The 16,488-nt window shown below is 46.1% G+C and carries 14 protein-coding genes and 2 tRNA genes; 5 read left to right on the top strand and 11 right to left on the bottom strand.

Features of this window, described 5'->3' with window-relative positions; translation table 11 throughout:
* Positions 1–58: 58 nt before the first annotated feature.
* Positions 59–964 (bottom strand): 30S ribosomal protein S6--L-glutamate ligase, encoded by a 906-nt coding sequence (gene rimK / locus L4D78_RS20210; protein WP_428468606.1) that lies wholly within the window; start codon positions 962–964, stop codon positions 59–61.
* 730 nt (positions 965–1,694) lie between these two features.
* Positions 1,695–2,717, bottom strand: a complete 1,023-nt coding sequence (gene epmB, locus L4D78_RS20205; RefSeq protein ID WP_428468605.1) for an EF-P beta-lysylation protein EpmB — start codon at positions 2,715–2,717, stop codon at positions 1,695–1,697.
* 33 nt (positions 2,718–2,750) lie between these two features.
* Here epmB and efp point away from each other — a divergent pair, with 33 nt between their 5' ends.
* Positions 2,751–3,317 (top strand): elongation factor P, encoded by a 567-nt coding sequence (gene efp, locus L4D78_RS20200; RefSeq protein ID WP_428468604.1) that lies wholly within the window; start codon positions 2,751–2,753, stop codon positions 3,315–3,317.
* A 150-nt stretch (positions 3,318–3,467) separates the two neighbouring features.
* Here efp and frdD read toward each other — a convergent pair whose 3' ends face one another.
* From frdD to frdA, 4 genes are read right to left on the bottom strand one after another with little or no spacing between them, the layout of a single operon-like run.
* Positions 3,468–3,830, bottom strand: a complete 363-nt coding sequence (frdD, locus tag L4D78_RS20195; RefSeq protein ID WP_428468603.1) for a fumarate reductase subunit FrdD — start codon at positions 3,828–3,830, stop codon at positions 3,468–3,470.
* A 10-nt stretch (positions 3,831–3,840) separates the two neighbouring features.
* Positions 3,841–4,224, bottom strand: coding sequence for a fumarate reductase subunit FrdC (frdC, locus tag L4D78_RS20190; RefSeq protein ID WP_428468602.1), 384 nt, complete (start codon positions 4,222–4,224; stop codon positions 3,841–3,843).
* A 2-nt stretch (positions 4,225–4,226) separates the two neighbouring features.
* Complete coding sequence (locus tag L4D78_RS20185; RefSeq protein ID WP_428458473.1) at positions 4,227–4,967, bottom strand: succinate dehydrogenase/fumarate reductase iron-sulfur subunit; 741 nt, start codon at positions 4,965–4,967, stop codon at positions 4,227–4,229.
* Positions 4,967–6,781, bottom strand: a complete 1,815-nt coding sequence (frdA, locus tag L4D78_RS20180) for a fumarate reductase (quinol) flavoprotein subunit (RefSeq protein ID WP_428468601.1) — start codon at positions 6,779–6,781, stop codon at positions 4,967–4,969. Before frdA ends, L4D78_RS20185 begins: the two co-directional genes overlap by 1 nt.
* A gap of 540 nt (positions 6,782–7,321) precedes the next feature.
* Between frdA and epmA the strand changes: the two genes are divergently transcribed.
* Entirely contained in the window at positions 7,322–8,293 is a 972-nt protein-coding gene (gene epmA / locus L4D78_RS20175) for an elongation factor P--(R)-beta-lysine ligase (RefSeq protein WP_428468600.1), read from the top strand.
* Between the two features lie 246 nt (positions 8,294–8,539).
* Here the strand turns inward: epmA and L4D78_RS20170 are convergent, their stop codons facing one another.
* The 5 genes from L4D78_RS20170 to rsgA all read right to left on the bottom strand — a co-directional run bounded on the left by L4D78_RS20170 (position 8,540) and on the right by rsgA (position 15,409).
* Positions 8,540–9,265 (bottom strand): carbonic anhydrase, encoded by a 726-nt coding sequence (locus L4D78_RS20170; RefSeq protein ID WP_428468599.1) that lies wholly within the window; start codon positions 9,263–9,265, stop codon positions 8,540–8,542.
* Between the two features lie 311 nt (positions 9,266–9,576).
* On the bottom strand, positions 9,577–11,460 hold the full coding sequence (locus L4D78_RS20165) for a methyl-accepting chemotaxis protein (protein WP_428468598.1): 1,884 nt from the start codon (positions 11,458–11,460) through the stop codon (positions 9,577–9,579).
* A gap of 232 nt (positions 11,461–11,692) precedes the next feature.
* A complete protein-coding gene (locus L4D78_RS20160; protein WP_428468597.1) occupies positions 11,693–13,108 on the bottom strand; it encodes an SLC13 family permease in 1,416 nt (471 codons plus the stop codon).
* A gap of 135 nt (positions 13,109–13,243) precedes the next feature.
* Positions 13,244–14,125 carry an archaetidylserine decarboxylase gene (asd, locus tag L4D78_RS20155; RefSeq protein WP_428468596.1) on the bottom strand — a complete coding sequence of 294 codons (882 nt, stop codon included), beginning with the start codon at positions 14,123–14,125 and terminating at the stop codon, positions 13,244–13,246.
* 231 nt (positions 14,126–14,356) lie between these two features.
* Complete coding sequence (gene rsgA, locus L4D78_RS20150; RefSeq protein WP_428458480.1) at positions 14,357–15,409, bottom strand: small ribosomal subunit biogenesis GTPase RsgA; 1,053 nt, start codon at positions 15,407–15,409, stop codon at positions 14,357–14,359.
* Positions 15,410–15,547: 138 nt separating this feature from the next.
* On the opposite strand from rsgA, the gene orn reads away from it, so the two are divergent.
* From orn to L4D78_RS20135, 3 genes are all read left to right on the top strand, one after another.
* Entirely contained in the window at positions 15,548–16,093 is a 546-nt protein-coding gene (gene orn, locus L4D78_RS20145; protein ID WP_428468595.1) for an oligoribonuclease, read from the top strand.
* Between the two features lie 130 nt (positions 16,094–16,223).
* Positions 16,224–16,300 (top strand) — tRNA-Met (locus L4D78_RS20140).
* A gap of 24 nt (positions 16,301–16,324) precedes the next feature.
* Positions 16,325–16,400: transfer RNA gene (locus L4D78_RS20135), tRNA-Gly, on the top strand.
* The last annotated feature ends 88 nt before the right edge of the window (positions 16,401–16,488 follow it).

Below are 16,488 nucleotides of genomic sequence, written 5' to 3'. Positions count from 1 at the left end.
AAAAAGCAGCCAAGGGCTGCTTTTTAGCGATTTGATTTAGCCTTGTATCGGCTGTAATTTATTGGTGTGATAAATGACGTCGGCTTTTTTTTTCGGCGTGCTTTTCAATATATTCCACAATCATGCCTGCTATATCTTTTCCGGTTGCAGTTTCAATGCCTTCAAGACCAGGAGAGGAGTTAACTTCCATTACCAGTGGGCCACGCTTAGAGCGTAATAAATCGACTCCAGCGACACTCAACCCCATCGCTTTTGCTGCCGCTACGGCTGTTTTACGTTCTTCTGGTGTGATCTTGATCAGTGACGCACTACCGCCACGATGTAAGTTTGAGCGAAACTCACCTTCTGCCGCTTGGCGCTTCATCGCTGCAATTACTTTGTCACCGATAACGAAACAGCGAATATCAGCCCCCCCGGCTTCTTCGATATATTCCTGCACCATTATGTTGGCTTTCAGACCCATAAACGCTTCAATGACACTTTCGGCGGCTTTTTGGGTTTCTGCCAATACAACCCCAATGCCTTGGGTTCCTTCTAAGAGCTTGATCACCAGAGGTGCACCGCCGACCATTTTTATTAGATCGGGCACATCATCAGGTTTACTGGCAAAGCCAGTGATCGGCATACCGACCCCTTTGCGGCTTAATAGCTGCAACGAGCGTAGTTTGTCTCTTGAGCGGGAGATCGCAATTGATTGATTGACCGAAAATACATCCATCATTTCGAATTGGCGTAATACCGAGCAGCCATAAAATGTTATATCAGCTCCAATACGCGGGATAATGGCATCAAATCCGGTAAGATCACTGCCTTCAAAGTGAATAGATGGCTTTACCGAGTTGATATTCATATAACAGCGTAGTGCATTAATGATCACTGCTTCATGGCCACGTTGTTCTATGGCTTCACGTAGGCGGCGAGTGGAATATAGGGTTTCGTTCTGGGAGAGAATGCCAATTTTCATTGCGATACTCGTTCTCGTTAATAGTGGTTAAGGCTGCTTTAGAGAGAAGATTGGCTGCCTTCTTCGCCAGCAGTTTGGAGCGCGACTATGCGCTTCATCGGGCTAAAAAGCGAGCATATTGGCGATGATCTTTTTTTATCGTGGCGAGTGATTTTTTTATTTATCGTTAAATACCGATAATGAAGTAAGTGTTTTACCTGCAATAAGCTATATGCGGAAAAAGCTCTGAAAGCTGTACGTTATTTTTTGCTTTATAATTAGTCACTTATGTTCATTTTGATTGGTAATGTGATTGCGTGTGGTTTTGATCTTGTTTTTGCTGCTTAAGTGATTAAAAGTTGTACGGTAAGTCATGGTTAGCAGATTATTTCCTCTGGCAGTCTATTCGATAAAAAACTCAAAAAGCTGTACGCTAATTATATTGTTTAAAATCATCATGTTACCGATGGGTTTCCTGCTGGCTTTAAAGGTGGGATTGATGTGCAGCTTTTAGCTGTTTTGCGACTTAATTGCTGAGTGGGTTTGTTTTGAGTTGAAGCTTTATGTGTGTGATAGGTGTTTAAGTAAAAAACTTGAAAGGCTGTACGATATATAATTATATATAAAACATGTGGTTAGGTGGTATTTTTGACGTTACTTAAAGCGGGTTTATTTTGTGCAGCTTTTAGTTGTTGTTTTTTTGTTAGCTGTACGCTGGTGAGGGGCATTGCTCACCAGCATGACTGAGGTGCTATTCGAGGTGAAGGTCGAGTGGGGTTTTGCTGTGACGACCACCGATTTCACGGGTCAATTTAGGCACTAGGTAGCCCGATACATTCTGCATTAATCCAGCCATTAGTTGGCGAGCTTGCATATCATCGACCATGAAGTGGGCTGCGCCTTGTACTTTATCCAATACGTGTAGGTAATAAGGCAAAATACTGGCTGTAAACAGCGCCTCACTCAAATCAACAAGTGCCTCTACTGAGTCATTGACGCCCTTTAAAAGCACCCCTTGGTTGAGCAGAGTGACATCAGCCTGCTTCAGCTTGCTCATTGCTTCAGTGAGCTCTGCGTTAATCTCATTGGCATGGTTAATATGGGTGACGAGCACTGTTTGTAAACGGCTCTGAGCCAATACTTCGCACAATGCACTCGTAATTCGAGCTGGCAGTACTACGGGTAATCGAGAGTGAATTCGTAAACGTTTTACGTGAGGGATCGCCGCTATGGCCGTAATGAGCCACTCCAGTTCGCTGTCTTTCGCCATCAATGGATCACCACCTGATAAAATGACCTCGTTAACCTGCGGTTGAGTCGCGATATAATCAAGAGCGATCTGCCAATTACGCTTTCCGCCTTGATTCTCTTGGTAGGGGAAATGGCGACGGAAACAATACCGACAATTGACGGCGCATCCACCCTTCACAATCATCAAGACGCGGCTTTTATACTTATGTAAAAGCCCAGGAATGGCGTTATCTTGCTCATCTAACGGATCTTGAGAGTAGCCATCATGCACGTCAAACTCTTCAGCTAAAGGCATTACTTGGCGCAATAAAGGGTCATGTGGGTTGCCAATTTCCATTCTTTCGACGAAGCTCTTAGGAACACGTAGCGCAAATAGCGCCCGAGCCGATAAGCCTTGTTCCCACGGTGTGGGATCGATTTTTAGCGCTTTTAATAGCAGAAAGGGATCAGAAATCGCATTAGCAAGATCATTAAGCCAGTTTTGCTCAACAGATGATGCGTTTCGGGTTATTATATGCGGCATTAAATACAACTCGAAGATGTTAAGAGGATAGAAATGGCGTCTTTCAGCACCAATGAATTCCGCGGCGGAATGAAAATTATGCTAGATAATGAACCATGTGTCATTATCGAAAACGAATTTGTTAAACCTGGTAAAGGTCAAGCATTCAACCGCGTTAAGATCCGCAAGCTACTTTCTGGCAAGGTTCTTGAGAAGACTTTCAAATCTGGTGAGTCGGTTGAAGCTGCAGACGTCGTCGACGTTGAGCTTGATTACCTGTACAACGACGGCGAATTCTACCACTTCATGGACAACGTTTCATTTGAGCAGATTGCTGCCGATGTAAAAGCGGTTAGTGATAATGCTAAATGGTTGGTAGAGAACAACACTTGTACGCTAACACTTTGGAACGGTAACCCTATTGTTGTTACCCCACCAAACTTTGTAGAGTTAGAAGTGACTGAAACCGATCCTGGCCTAAAAGGCGATACACAGGGTACGGGCGGTAAGCCTGCAACACTGGTAACGGGTGCAGTTGTACGTGTTCCACTGTTCATCCAAATTGGTGAAGTGGTCAAGGTTGACACTCGCTCTGGAGAGTACGTAGGCCGTGTGAAATAATTTCACTGTCCTTACGTTGATAAAAAAGGTCGCTTAGCGGCCTTTTTTGTTGTCTGTGACCCACGTAAAACTGAGCATATAACTCGGTTGCGGAACTAACAGGCATAAAAAAAGCACCGCATTGCGGTGCTTTTTATTTTCGCATCAAGATTAGATCATGAATACGAAAATCACAGCTAGCGCAGATACTAAGAAGGCAGCCGCGTAACACGCGATTTTACCAACTACGCCAGTGTGGAACTTAAGGTCATGCATGCCGTGGTGTAAACGGTGCATTGCATGCCACATTGGTAGCGCAAGCGTTGCGATAGTGAATAGTGCACCGATGATGCTAGTCACGAAACCTGTTACACGCTCGTAGCTCATTGCTTCCGCATCAAGCATACCCAGTGGAACCATGATACCCAGTACAAGTACAGTCACTGGTGTTAGCATTGCAAACCAAGTACCGCCAGCACCAAACAGACCCCACCATACTGGCTCGTCAGAACGTTTAGGATTTAGATTAACCACGTGGTTCTCCTTAAACAAGTACTAGAACGAACAGTGAAATTGCAGCAACTGCAGCCCACTGAGCCAGAACAACAACTTTCTTATCCAGTTTCTTACCTTTGATCTGGATAGGCATAACTTGAGGCATCATGCTGAAGAAAGTTTGCGCGTGGAACAAGCTGCCTGCTAGAGCCAGAATGTTCAGTACCACAACGATTGGGTTAGACATAAATTCTAACCAACCAGCCCAAGCTTCTGGGCCTTTCACTAGGCTACCTAGACCGAAAGTCAGACAGATAGTGAAAAAGATCAGTGGTAAAATTGTTGCTTCACGAACCATGTAGAAGCGGTAGAAAGGATGATCCTTCCACCATGTGCGCTTCATTTCGCGAACGTAAGGTTTACGATTGCTCATCCTTATGCCTCCTGAGGTTTGATCATGGCAATAACGAAATCTTTCGAAGATTCCACTTTACCTTGGTTAACCGCTGCTGCTGGATCAACGCTCTTCGGACAAACTTCAGAACAGTAACCCACAAATGTACAGCCCCACGCACCATTTTCACCATTGATAAGCTTCATACGCTCATCAGCACCGTTATCACGGCTGTCTAGGTTGTAGCGGTGTGCAAGAGTTAGAGCAGCAGGACCGATGAACTCAGGGTTCAGGCCAAACTGAGGACAAGCTGAGTAGCATAGACCACAGTTAATACAGCTAGAAAACTGCTTGTATTTCGCCATTTGCTCAGGTGTTTGGTTGTTTGGACCATCTTCTGGCTTACGATCGTTACCGATGATGTAAGGCTTAATTGCCTCTAGACGCTCGATGAACGGCGTCATATCAACAATAAGGTCTTTCTCGATAGCAAAGTTAGCCAGTGCTTCGATCTTCAGGCCATTCGGGTAATCACGTAGGAAAGTCTTACAGGCCAGTTTTGGCACCTTGTTGACCATCATGCCGCAAGAACCACAGATCGCCATACGGCAAGACCAACGGTAAGCCAGATCTTTGTCTAGGTTATCTTTGATGTAACCTAGCGCATCAAGAACTGACATAGTTTCGTTAAACGGCACTTCGAATAGTTCGAAGTACGGTTCTGCGTCTTTTGCTGGGTCATAACGCAGAATTTCAACTTTTTGGATGCGGTTGCCTGACATTATGCCTGCTCCTCTTTTTTCGCTGCTGCTTCAGCGGCTTCTTTCGCTGCTGCTTCTTCTGCCGCTGCACCGTATAGACGTGCTTTAGGCTGAGATTTAGTGATAGTTACATCGCTGTATTCAATGCGAGGTGCATCATCACCGTTGAAGAAAGCAAGGGTGTGCTTCAGGTAATTCACGTCATCACGTTCTGTACAACCGTCGTCTAGACGCTGGTGTGCACCACGAGATTCTTTACGTTGAATCGCTGAGTGAGCCATCGCTTCAGCAACTTCTAGGCCGTAACCAACTTCGATTGCGTATAGCAAATCGGTGTTGAATACTTTGCCTTTGTCTTTAATGCTAATGTTTTTGTAACGCGCACGAAGCTCTGCTAGCTTGTCGACAGTCGCTTGCATTAGATCTTCTTGGCGGTAGATACCACAACCGGCTTCCATGCTGTGACCCATCTCAGTACGGATGTCAGACCAATTTTCATCGCCTTCTTGCGTCATTAGCGTATCAATGCGGCCTTGAACTGCTTGAATCTGTTGGGTGATAGATTCTTCGTTCCAGCCTTTGAATTCCTCAGCGCGTTTTGCCGCACCTTCACCCGCAAGACGACCAAATACCACTAGCTCAGCCAGTGAGTTAGAACCCAGACGGTTTGCACCGTGCAGACCAACAGACGAACATTCACCAACAGCGTATAGGCCTTTGATGCGTGTTTCGTTGTGCTTGTCAGTTTCGATACCACCCATGGTGTAGTGTACCGTTGGGCGAATTGGCACTGGCTCTTCTGCTGGATCAACATTCACGTAGGCTTTTGCAAGCTCACAGATGAACGGTAAGCGCTCGTGTAGGTATTCTTTACCTAGGTGGCGAAGATCAAGGTGTACAACATCACCCAGTGGGTGTTGGATAGTGTTACCTTTTTGCTGTTCATGCCAGAATGCTTGAGAAACCTTGTCACGAGGACCCAGTTCCATGTATTTGTTCTTTGGCTGGCCGATTGGAGTCTCAGGGCCCATGCCATAATCTTGTAGGTAGCGGTAACCGTTTTTGTTCAGCATGATACCACCTTCACCACGACAACCTTCGGTCATCAGGATACCGGTGCCTGGTAGGCCGGTTGGGTGGTACTGAACAAATTCCATGTCACGTAGAGGAACACCGTGGCGGAAGGCCATCGCCATGCCGTCACCGGTAACAATGCCGCCGTTAGTGTTACAGTTGTACACGCGGCCTGCACCACCTGTTGCTAGCACAACAGATTTAGCTTTAATACAGATCAGTTCGCCTTCAGACATGTGGATAGCCACAAGACCTTGAACTTCACCGTCCTCTACAAGTAAATCAACAACGAAGTATTCATCGAAGCGATTGATTTGTGTGTATTTAATAGATGTTTGGAACAGTGTGTGTAGCATGTGGAAGCCAGTTTTGTCGGCCGCGAACCATGTACGCTCAACTTTCATACCGCCGAAGCGACGAACGTTAACATCACCATTGTCTTTACGGCTCCACGGACAACCCCATTGTTCTAGCTGGGTCATTTCGCGAGTCGCATTCTCTACAAAATATTCAACAACGTCCTGTTCACATAGCCAGTCGCCACCACCAACGGTGTCGTTGAAGTGGTTGTCTAAGCTATCCTCATCCTTGATGACGGCAGCGGAGCCACCCTCTGCAGCTACGGTATGAGAGCGCATTGGGTAAACTTTAGAAATAAGTGCAATTTCTAAGTCTGGGTTTGCTTCTGTAGCAGCGATAGCAGCACGTAGGCCTGCACCACCTGCGCCGATTACAGCGATATCTGTGGTTATAGTCTTCACAGTTATCCTCCGAAGGTAAGACGATAAAATTAAAAAAGTACGCCTGAGCGTACTAATCCTTGAAATCCTGCCCCCATTCTATGAAACAATAACGATAGAAAATTTGATTTAGACGCAGCTTTTTTAATGAAATAGCCCAAAAGTATAAGGTGATTACAAAAATTGTGACAATTATCACAATTTGTAATGTTTTGTGCTTGTTAATTAACCGAAATGAAATGTATGAATTGTTTCTGGCTCATTAACAGTGTGTTTCGGGGGTTGGTGGTAAGTCATTAATATAAAAAAAGAACCAAATGGTATTGTGCTACTGGTTTCTTGTTGTTGTTGCTTCAATGCCTATCTTGTGGGTTTCTTGTTAATTTTCTGTTTTTTTATCGTGTTTGAGATGCGTTAGCTTTAGCGATGGGTTGATCATTATTTTTCATAAGTTGTCATATCATGGGCAGCCAAAGAATTTTATCGGTATGACTGTGAGCATGCGTGACTTTTGCTAAAATCACGGCCTATATCGTATCTCAATGAAGGTGAATTCCAGCGATGACTATGCATTGGCAGCCGACGGCAAGCATTTTGCAATTGAAACAGCGAGCGGCAACCCTCGCAATGATCCGTGACTTTTTTTCTCAGCGTGAAGTCATGGAAGTAGAGACTCCAGCCATGAGCCAAGCCACGGTCACTGATATTCACTTGCATACTTTTCAAACTGAGTTTGTTGGGCCTGGATTTGCCAATGGCCAACGACTGTATTTAATGACGAGTCCAGAGTTCCATATGAAGCGCCTGCTTGCTGCGGGTAGTGGAGCCATTTATCAGATCTGCAAATCTTTCCGTAATGAAGAATCAGGTCGTTTTCATAACCCGGAATTTACCATGTTGGAATGGTATCGGCCTGGGTTTGATCATCATGCTTTGATGGATGAAATGGATGAACTACTCCAGTTGGTATTACAGTGTGGTCAGGCTGAGCGGCTGACTTATCAGCAAGCATTTATCAATGTCTTGGGGGTTTGTCCTTTAGAGGGCTCAATGGCAGAGTTGAAAGTTGCGGCGGCAACGCTTGGCTTATCTGATATCGCTGAGCCAGAAGACGATCGCGATACCTTGTTGCAACTCTTATTCAGTGTAGGGGTAGAAGGTAAGATTGGTCAGCAGGTACCAGTATTTGTGTATGATTTTCCGGCCTCACAAGCAGCATTAGCACAAATTAACCCGACAGATAACCGAGTAGCAGAGCGTTTTGAGGTGTATTTCAAAGGCATTGAGTTGGCGAATGGCTTTCATGAACTGTCTGATGGCGATGAGCAATTAACGCGTTTTGAAGAAGATAATAGTAAACGGAAAAGCATGGGCTTAGCTCCACAACCGATAGACATGCACTTGGTTGATGCGTTAAAAGCGGGCTTTCCTGATTGTGCAGGGGTTGCTCTGGGGATTGATCGGTTGATCATGCTGGCGCAGCAATTGGATCACATTGATCAGGTGACGGCTTTTCCGATCGAAATTGCGTAATAAAGATCGGGTTGACGTTGTGCCCAATGAACAGCGCGGCAATTTGCCGCGCTGTTCATCGAACAGATAACCCAAAAATGTTGGGCCATGGCCAATTTGCTGGGGGAACAGCGAGTATTTCGGTTTCCATGTTTTATCTGATAAACGGCAAGCTAGGATTTCAAGGCGTCTTATCAAATCGGGCTAAATCATAGCCAATACCAACACTAAATGCAAATAGTTATCAATTGTAATTGGGGAGCTCAGCTATTCAAGAATAACCCGCGCATTCAATGGCTGGAGCGGTCTAGCATTGTCACCCATTACACCGTGAAGTGAGCCTACCTGTTTTTCAGATCCTGATTGATGATCTTTCATCATGAACCAGCGTACACCTTCACTGCATGGCGGGGTGGTTAACGAGCCGTTGAAGCGGTAATACTCTCGATCTCGGGGTAAGAGCTCGGCTGGGTTGAACGTACTGGTTAACTGGGTGGCAGTGTCTTTTTTAGGAATGGCTTCTAGCAGCATGTTTAGTTGGTCATTGGCACGAGGGCCGGTGTTAAACATCACAGCGATAACCGCAAGCTGGCCTTGTTGGTTGGCGTGAACGAAATGGGCTTCAAGCGGGTACTGCTTACCGTTAATGTAGTTTTCGGATGGGGTATGAAAGTGGAATTGCTTAAGAGCAAATTCTTCGTTATCGACGGTTAATGTATTTTCGCCTGTGATATTGGCCTGAATAGTGTGGCCATTATTGATGATTTCTTTAACGCTCCCCTGATAGTCAATGTGTAATGGCACCAGCTCAGCCTTGATGGCCTTGTTGACATCAATAGGTGTTTGATTCACGCCTTCGCCACAGGTTGCAAACGTGTCTCCCCAGTGCTCGGCACCGCGTTCTCCGGTATAGCTCCATTCTGTAGCGTGGCTGACGACGGCCCAGCAGGTCGACATCGCCAGCACTAAAGTTTGAACAGTTCGTTTCTTCATGGGATCACCTCATTGTTGTCGTTGTTGATCTTTTCTTCGCTTCAATACTCTTAATTGTTCTATGGCTTAAAGTGCGAACGAAAGCGTCTTTTCAGTGTATGTCTAGATTGGAAGTGAGAGCACGGTTAGTTGTTGGCGATTAGCCTTTTTTCCCTAGATAGCAACTAATGACGCAATATACTGTAGGTCGTGAACTGTGTTTTGCGAGGGAGGTATAATCAGTGGCTTGTCTAGCTGACCACCAGTAGCTGAGAGCAAGGGAAGGAGAGCAGCCGCAGATACGGCTGCTTGATACGAGATAGGACTAATCGTTAGACATTGAAACGGGAAACATCACTGCGCATTTTTTCTGCCGAGCTTTGCATGTCATGGGCACTGTGGCTCAGATCTCCGGTTTGTATCGCCAAGTGATCCGAGACATCTTTTATTGCTTGGGTATTACGGCTGATGTCTTCACTGACGGCACGCTGCTCTTCTGCGGCGCTGGCGATGTGGGTCGCCATTTCAGAAATTTCGGTAATGGCTAAGGTGATTTGATTTAGGCTTTCACTGGCACCTTCGGCAAAGCCAACACTTTGACTGGCCAATTCGGTACTCGTTTGCATGCTGTCGACTGCTTGGTGAGTATTTTTCTGTAGCGTTTCAATCATGCTACGGATTTCTTCTGTTGAATCGTGTGTGCGTTGGCTTAGCACGCGTACTTCATCAGCAACCACGGCAAAGCCGCGGCCTTGCTCGCCAGCTCGAGCCGCTTCAATGGCTGCATTGAGGGCAAGTAGGTTTGTCTGCTCCGCGATCCCCTGAATGGTTGATAGAATTTGGTTGATATTTTGCGCGTTGCTTTCCAGCTCGTGGATCACATTGGCGGCATCTTGCACTTGGCTTGCTAATGAGGTGATCGCATCGCGATTTTGACCAATAACACTTTGGCCCTTTTCACATGCAGAGGTCGATGCTTGAGCTGCCGATGCGGTCATCTCTGCATGGTTAGCGACTTCTCCTGATGTGGCTGACATCTCGTGGATTGCCGTCGCAATCTGGTTAACGTCGTTTTGTTGTTCAGCCACTTTTTGTGAGGCAACCTCTGTTTGCTTGGCAGATAAAGCGGCACGTTCCCCCAATGTATGAGATTGTGCGACGATACCTTTTATCATGGTTTGTAACTGGCCAAGAAAGCGGTTCATGTTATCGGCGAGTTCACCAATTTCGTCCATTCGCTCTATTTCGATACGTTGAGTTAGATCACCGCTGCCTTGTGCTAATTGCTCAACCGACTGGCTTAATTTTACCAAAGGCCGCAGTAAGCTGTTGATGATCAGTGTCGCGATCACCGAAATAATCAAATACAGCACAATAGATGTGATGGCGATAAACGTTATTTGCTCGCCAATTGAAGCAAAGGCCTGTGCTTTATCTTCCATCACGGCGAGCGTCCAATCTGTCCCTGAGATAGGCACCGCGAAGATCAGCATGTCACGGTTTTTACTTTCAAGCTGAATCGTCTGCATGGTTTGTTCGGATTCAAGCTGCTTCATAAACGTGGGTGTCAGCTCGCGATCGAGTTGGGTGAGAGGTTGCTGACTGAGTGATTCATCGCGATAGGCAACGATGTTGTTGTTGCCATCGACGAGAAAGGCAAAGCCATCGTGTTCAAGTTTGAGGTTTAGAACCTGATCAATGATATCCGTGATGGTTAAGTCGGCTGCCAGCACGCCACGATGCTGCCCCTGAAATGCCTTTGCGATACTGACAACCATGCTGCCATCAAAATCTTGATAAGGTTCAGTAATGATCAGGCGGCTTTGGTTGGTGGCCTCTTGGTACCAAGGGCGAGTTCGTGGGTCATAACCAGCGGGCCAGTCTTCGGTTTTATCACCATACGCTATCGAGCCATCTGAAAAGCCTGCATATACCGATAAGAAGTTCCCTGCGCGTTTGGTGAGCAAGAGCTCACGGTCGATATTGTCTTGTGTTGCAATCAACGGTTCATTGGCCAGCATCATTTCACTGCGAGTGGCTAACCAATCGGCAATATAGCGACTGGTTGCATGGCTGTTATCCCGCATTTGATTGCTGACGGAAGCTGTTGTTTCCTGGGTTAATTGGGTGACCGATATCCATGCTTGAACGGCACTAACGGAAGCAATGATCACTGCGATGGCGATCTGTATTTTTAGTTTGATCGTGAGTTTCATAGTATCTCTCTGGGCTACCAATATGTTGGTATCGTGAGTTGGTTATGCCTGCGGCTATTATGTTTTTATGAGTGTTGCTGGAAAAAGAAAGAAAAAAGTGAGTAATAATCGGGGTATTTAGTGAATATTTCCGTGAAGTGGATAACAAAATTATGCTCTCAGGAAATAGCAATGATTAAAAAGTGATGAAGGCTGCTTAGGCAGCCTTCTAGATTGCATTGTTAGGGTAACGCTAGGTTAGTATCAGCATTGCTGTGTACACGACGGCAAGGCCGACTAAGCCTAAAATAAGTCCTGTTTTTGCCATGTCTTTACTTTCAATTAGTCCGGTGGAGTAGGCTAAAGAGTTTGGCGGGGTCGATACGGGCAAAATCATACCAAGAGAAGCCGAGAAAGCGACGACCACGAGTACACCTTGCAGCCCTCCCATCGAGACTAAACTTTCCATGGAGGCCGCTACCGCTGCTGCGATAGGTATCAATAGGTTGGCGGTGGCCGTATTGGACATGAAGTTTGCCATTAGCCAACAGATGATAGACAGGGTCAGCACAACAGCGACGGGCGATAAGGCGTCATAATCAATCGCGTGCGCGAGCGCGGCGGCAAGCCCTGTTTTATCAAGAGCCAGTCCAATGGCTATACCACCGGCGACCAGCCACAACACCTCCCAGTTAATCAGCTTGATTTCTTCTTTACCCATGATGCCTGTCAGGGTGAAGACGGCCAGCGGAATAATGGACACCACATAGACATTCATTCCATGGAGCGAGCTGGTCATCCACATCAAGATAGTCAGGGTGAAGGTGACATAGACGACAATAGCCTTCCAACTCTTTTGGAATTGCCCTTCAAGTTTCAGGTGCATATGGGTTTGGGTTGATGGGAACATTTTTTGCAGCAACCACCACGCAAAAGCGAGTTGGAAGATCACAAAGGGTAGACCTATCATCATCCAGCCAAGGAAGCTGATAGCATTGTCACCAGTCAGGTATTGCAACGCGATGGCGTTGGGAGGCGTGCCTATTGGGGTGGCAATTCCCCCCGTATTGGCGGCAATAGGGATACATAGCACCAATGCCTTGATGCCAATGTCGCCTTTGGGTACCGAAGCAACAATCGGCGCCAGCAGGGCCAGCATCATCACGGTGGTGGCGGTGTTGGACATGAACATCGAAAACACGGCGGTGATCAGCATCAGGCCGAGCATAATAAATTTCGGCTGGGTGCCAAACGGTTTGAGCAGTACACGTGCCAAGTTGTTGTCCAGCTCATACTTGGAGGCGGCAATCGCGAGGGCAAACCCCCCCATGAACAGGATGATGATTGGCGATGAAAAGGAGCCGAGGATATCTGTGTATTTGAGCATTTCTCCCATCTCATGACCGGCAGGCGGTGTCCGAAAGGTATGCAGACCGCTGTCGGAGATCATAATCAGTTGTGAGGTAATAATCAGGATCGAGGTTGCAAATACGGGTACGGGTTCTAGCACCCAGAGTAGTGCTGCGAGGGCGAAAATAGCCAAGAGGCGGTGTTGGATTAGGGTTAGGTTATCAATAGGAATGAGGTCGATTGGCAGCATCAGTATCCCAAGCGGGATCCCGAAGGCAATCAACAGCTTAATTAGCTGAGATAGATGTATTTTTTTCATAGTATGTTGGTTTGCTTGGGTAATTGACTGTAAAACAGCATACTATTGGGGTGTGTAAAAATTCCTCGATATGGTCAATTTTTTGCATAAAAAAAGGGGTGCTATGCACCCCTTTTGTTAAAAAGTGTTAACTCATTACGCTTCAGGCTGTGCTACAGCCGTTAATTCGGCGTAGGCAGAGCCCATCAATGTCGTTTTACCCGGCTCCATTTCTTCTACGAAACGGATTGCGTCTTTAGGGAATAAGTTGATGACAGTAGAGCCTAATTTGAAGCGACCCATTTCATCACCCTTTTTCAGCGTGATAGCTTGATCGCCTTCTGCTGGGTAATCCCAACTGTGGACGCGGGGGCTACGCGGTGGTGTGATTGTGCCAGCCCATACTGTTTCAATACTACCTACAATGGTTGCACCAACCAGCACTTGTGCGACGGGGCCGAATTCAGTATCGAAGATGCAAACGACACGTTCATTGCGCGCAAATAAGTTCGGTACATTTTGGGCGGTTAGCGGGTTAACTGAGAACAGTTCGCCAGGCACATAGATCATTTTACGTAGCGTACCATCGCATGGCATGTGCACACGATGATAATCTTTTGGCGATAGGTACAGGGTAGCAAAATGGCCGTCTTGGAACTCGGCTGCCAACTCTGCGTCACCACCTAATAGCTCAGCGGCTTCATAGGTGTGGCCTTTTGCTTGGATCAACTGACCATCAGTGATTGGGCCAAGTTGACTCACACAAGCATCTGCAGGGTGGCTGATAATATGTGCTTCATTGTTAATTGGGCGAGCACCGTCTTTGAGCTCGCGAACAAAAAAGTCATTGAACGTTGCATAAGCTGCAGGATCTGGGTTATGTGCTAGTGACATATCAATGCCATAGCGACGGATGAACCAGCGAATAACAGCGGTGGTGAGTTTGCCCGCTTTCATTGAGGCAAGTTTCCCAGCTAGCTGGGTCAGAGTTTGTTTAGGCGCGCAGTACTGCAAGCCAATTTTGAAATTATCGTTCACGGTGTCTTTTTCCAGAAACTGTTAGTCGATCAATGAATTAGTTGCTCAATATTAAACTAAACACGCGCTGTTTAGATAACAACAAACATTGCCGTTTATACGGTATTTAGTTTGATATTTAAGCAACTCGAATCAGGCATAATACCTGAATTAGTGAGGAAAGTCAGGGCTCTGCTATTGCGGGTTATGATAAGGCAACCCCCCGATAAATCGGGGAGTTGAGGCGCTGAATTAATCAGGCTTATTACGTGAGAATTGGCGGTTAGCGACATTCTCAGACATGCTGTCGATGATTTTATGGTAGCTCTTAAAGCGTTCACGGCTGATTTTTCCAGCGTCAACAGCTTCACGGATCAAACAACCCGGATCGTTACCGTGCTTACAGTCACGGAACTTACAGCCACCTAAATATTCTCGGAATTCAACAAACGCCTTAGTGACCTGCTCTGGCTCTAGATGCCATAAACCAAATTCACGAACTCCTGGTGAATCAATGAGATCACCACCATGTTCAAAATGGTAAAGGCGGGCAGCAGTCGTGGTGTGTTGCCCTAAGCCTGAGTTTGCAGAAACATCCCCGATTTCGGCTTCCACCTCTGGCATAAGGGTATTAATCATACTCGATTTACCCACACCAGATTGACCCGCAAAGATATTTACTCGGTCTTTAAGGTCATCTTTTAATTCTTCCATACCTTCACCGGTTTCAGAGCTTACATAGCGTAGCTCGTAGCCGACTTTCTGGTAAAGAGAAAGGGTTTTTTCTACTTGTTTGCGAACATCTGGCTCTAATAAATCAACTTTATTCAATACGATAAGAGGTTCGATGCCGACAGTCTCGGCTGCAATCAAGTAGCGATCGATTATATTGAGTGACAGCTCAGGTAAAATCGCAGAAACGATGATGATTCGGTTAACATTCGCAGCAACAGCTTTGACACCATCATAGTAATCAGGACGAGTCAGTACTGATTTACGTTCGTGAACGGCTTCAACGACACCTGAAATTCCATGTAATGTCTCAACACCTGGACGCCATACCACGCGATCACCAGAGACTAAGCTCTGGATGCTTCGGCGTAGGTTACAGCGGTGAATCACCCCAGTTTGAGGGTCTTCGACATCAGCATGTTGACCAAAACGGGTAATTACCAGACCCTCACGGGCTGATTCAAGAAGCGCTTCATCCCACTGGACGTCGGCTTTTTCGCGATTTAGTCGTTTATTTTGGTTTGAGCGTACGCGACGACTCTGACCTTGGGTGAGCTTTTTCTTTTTTGCCACAAGAATATCGTTCAGTTAGTTGGCTTACGGTAAAATACCAGCGTTAGCGGAGTAAGCATATGCTTAAGTAAAGCAATCAGACAACCGCTGCGTTTGGTATTATCATACATGGTTTACTCATAGAATAGGCAATATCCGATGACGATCAGCGATCAGAATCTTATTTGGATTGATTTGGAAATGACAGGGCTTGATCCTGAAACACATCAAATCATTGAAATAGCAACAATTGTTACAGATGCACAGCTTAATATTTTAGCTGAAGGTCCAGTGTTAGCAATTCATCAACCAGAATCTGAACTGGAAAAAATGGATGAATGGTGCACGACTACCCACACAAATAGCGGATTAGTGGAGCGTGTTCGTCAAACCCGTGTTACTGAAGCGGAAGCTGTACGCCAGACCATTACATTTTTAGAACAATGGGTACCGAAAGGGGCGTCACCAATCTGCGGGAACAGTATTGGACAAGATCGTCGTTTCTTATATAAGCACATGCCAGAACTAGAGCAGTACTTTCACTACCGCTATTTGGATGTAAGTACGCTCAAAGAGTTGACGCGTCGTTGGAAGCCAGAAGTACTTGATGGGCTTCATAAGAAAGGCAGCCATCTTGCGCTCGATGATATTCGTGATTCGATTCAAGAATTGCGCTTTTATCGCGAGCAGATCTTCAATATTTGATGCAATATTAGGCGGTTGTGACGTAGTGAACATATTTTTTTTGAGAACTATTGCATCCGTCAATTTTCCTCGTATAATGCGCAGCCTCGAACGGCAATTCTTAATTTGTTTTGCTTTTCAATAAATCGGACGCGGGATGGAGCAGCTTGGTAGCTCGTCGGGCTCATAACCCGAAGGTCGTTGGTTCAAATCCAGCTCCCGCAACCAATTTACTTGTTGAGATACAAGAATGCGACACTAGCTCAGTTGGTAGAGCGCAACCTTGCCAAGGTTGAGGTCATCGGTTCGAACCCGATGTGTCGCTCCAAATTGGTTTTTTCAGTCACTGACTGTGAGAACAATAGTTGTTACCGTACTTAAACGGTGAGATATAAATCGGACGCGGGATGGAGCAG

Origin of the sequence: Photobacterium minamisatsumaniensis (assembly GCF_050336695.1) — a bacterium.
GTDB classification, from domain to species: Bacteria; Pseudomonadota; Gammaproteobacteria; order Enterobacterales; family Vibrionaceae; genus Photobacterium; species Photobacterium minamisatsumaniensis.
This window is presented reverse-complemented; position numbering and strand designations above follow the sequence as displayed.

What these genes read in the sequence shown, in the direction of transcription:
- epmA (WP_428468600.1), top strand. Translation starts at nt 7,322, where the DNA reads ATGACTATGCATTGGCAGCCGACGGCAAGCATTTTGCAATTGAAACAG.
- efp (WP_428468604.1), top strand. Translation starts at nt 2,751, where the DNA reads ATGGCGTCTTTCAGCACCAATGAATTCCGCGGCGGAATGAAAATTATG.
- epmB (WP_428468605.1), bottom strand. Translation starts at nt 2,717, where the DNA reads ATGCCGCATATAATAACCCGAAACGCATCATCTGTTGAGCAAAACTGG.
- orn (WP_428468595.1), top strand. Translation starts at nt 15,548, where the DNA reads ATGACGATCAGCGATCAGAATCTTATTTGGATTGATTTGGAAATGACA.
- L4D78_RS20170 (WP_428468599.1), bottom strand. Translation starts at nt 9,265, where the DNA reads ATGAAGAAACGAACTGTTCAAACTTTAGTGCTGGCGATGTCGACCTGC.
- L4D78_RS20160 (WP_428468597.1), bottom strand. Translation starts at nt 13,108, where the DNA reads ATGAAAAAAATACATCTATCTCAGCTAATTAAGCTGTTGATTGCCTTC.
- L4D78_RS20165 (WP_428468598.1), bottom strand. Translation starts at nt 11,460, where the DNA reads ATGAAACTCACGATCAAACTAAAAATACAGATCGCCATCGCAGTGATC.
- frdC (WP_428468602.1), bottom strand. Translation starts at nt 4,224, where the DNA reads ATGAGCAATCGTAAACCTTACGTTCGCGAAATGAAGCGCACATGGTGG.
- L4D78_RS20185 (WP_428458473.1), bottom strand. Translation starts at nt 4,967, where the DNA reads ATGTCAGGCAACCGCATCCAAAAAGTTGAAATTCTGCGTTATGACCCA.
- rimK (WP_428468606.1), bottom strand. Translation starts at nt 964, where the DNA reads ATGAAAATTGGCATTCTCTCCCAGAACGAAACCCTATATTCCACTCGC.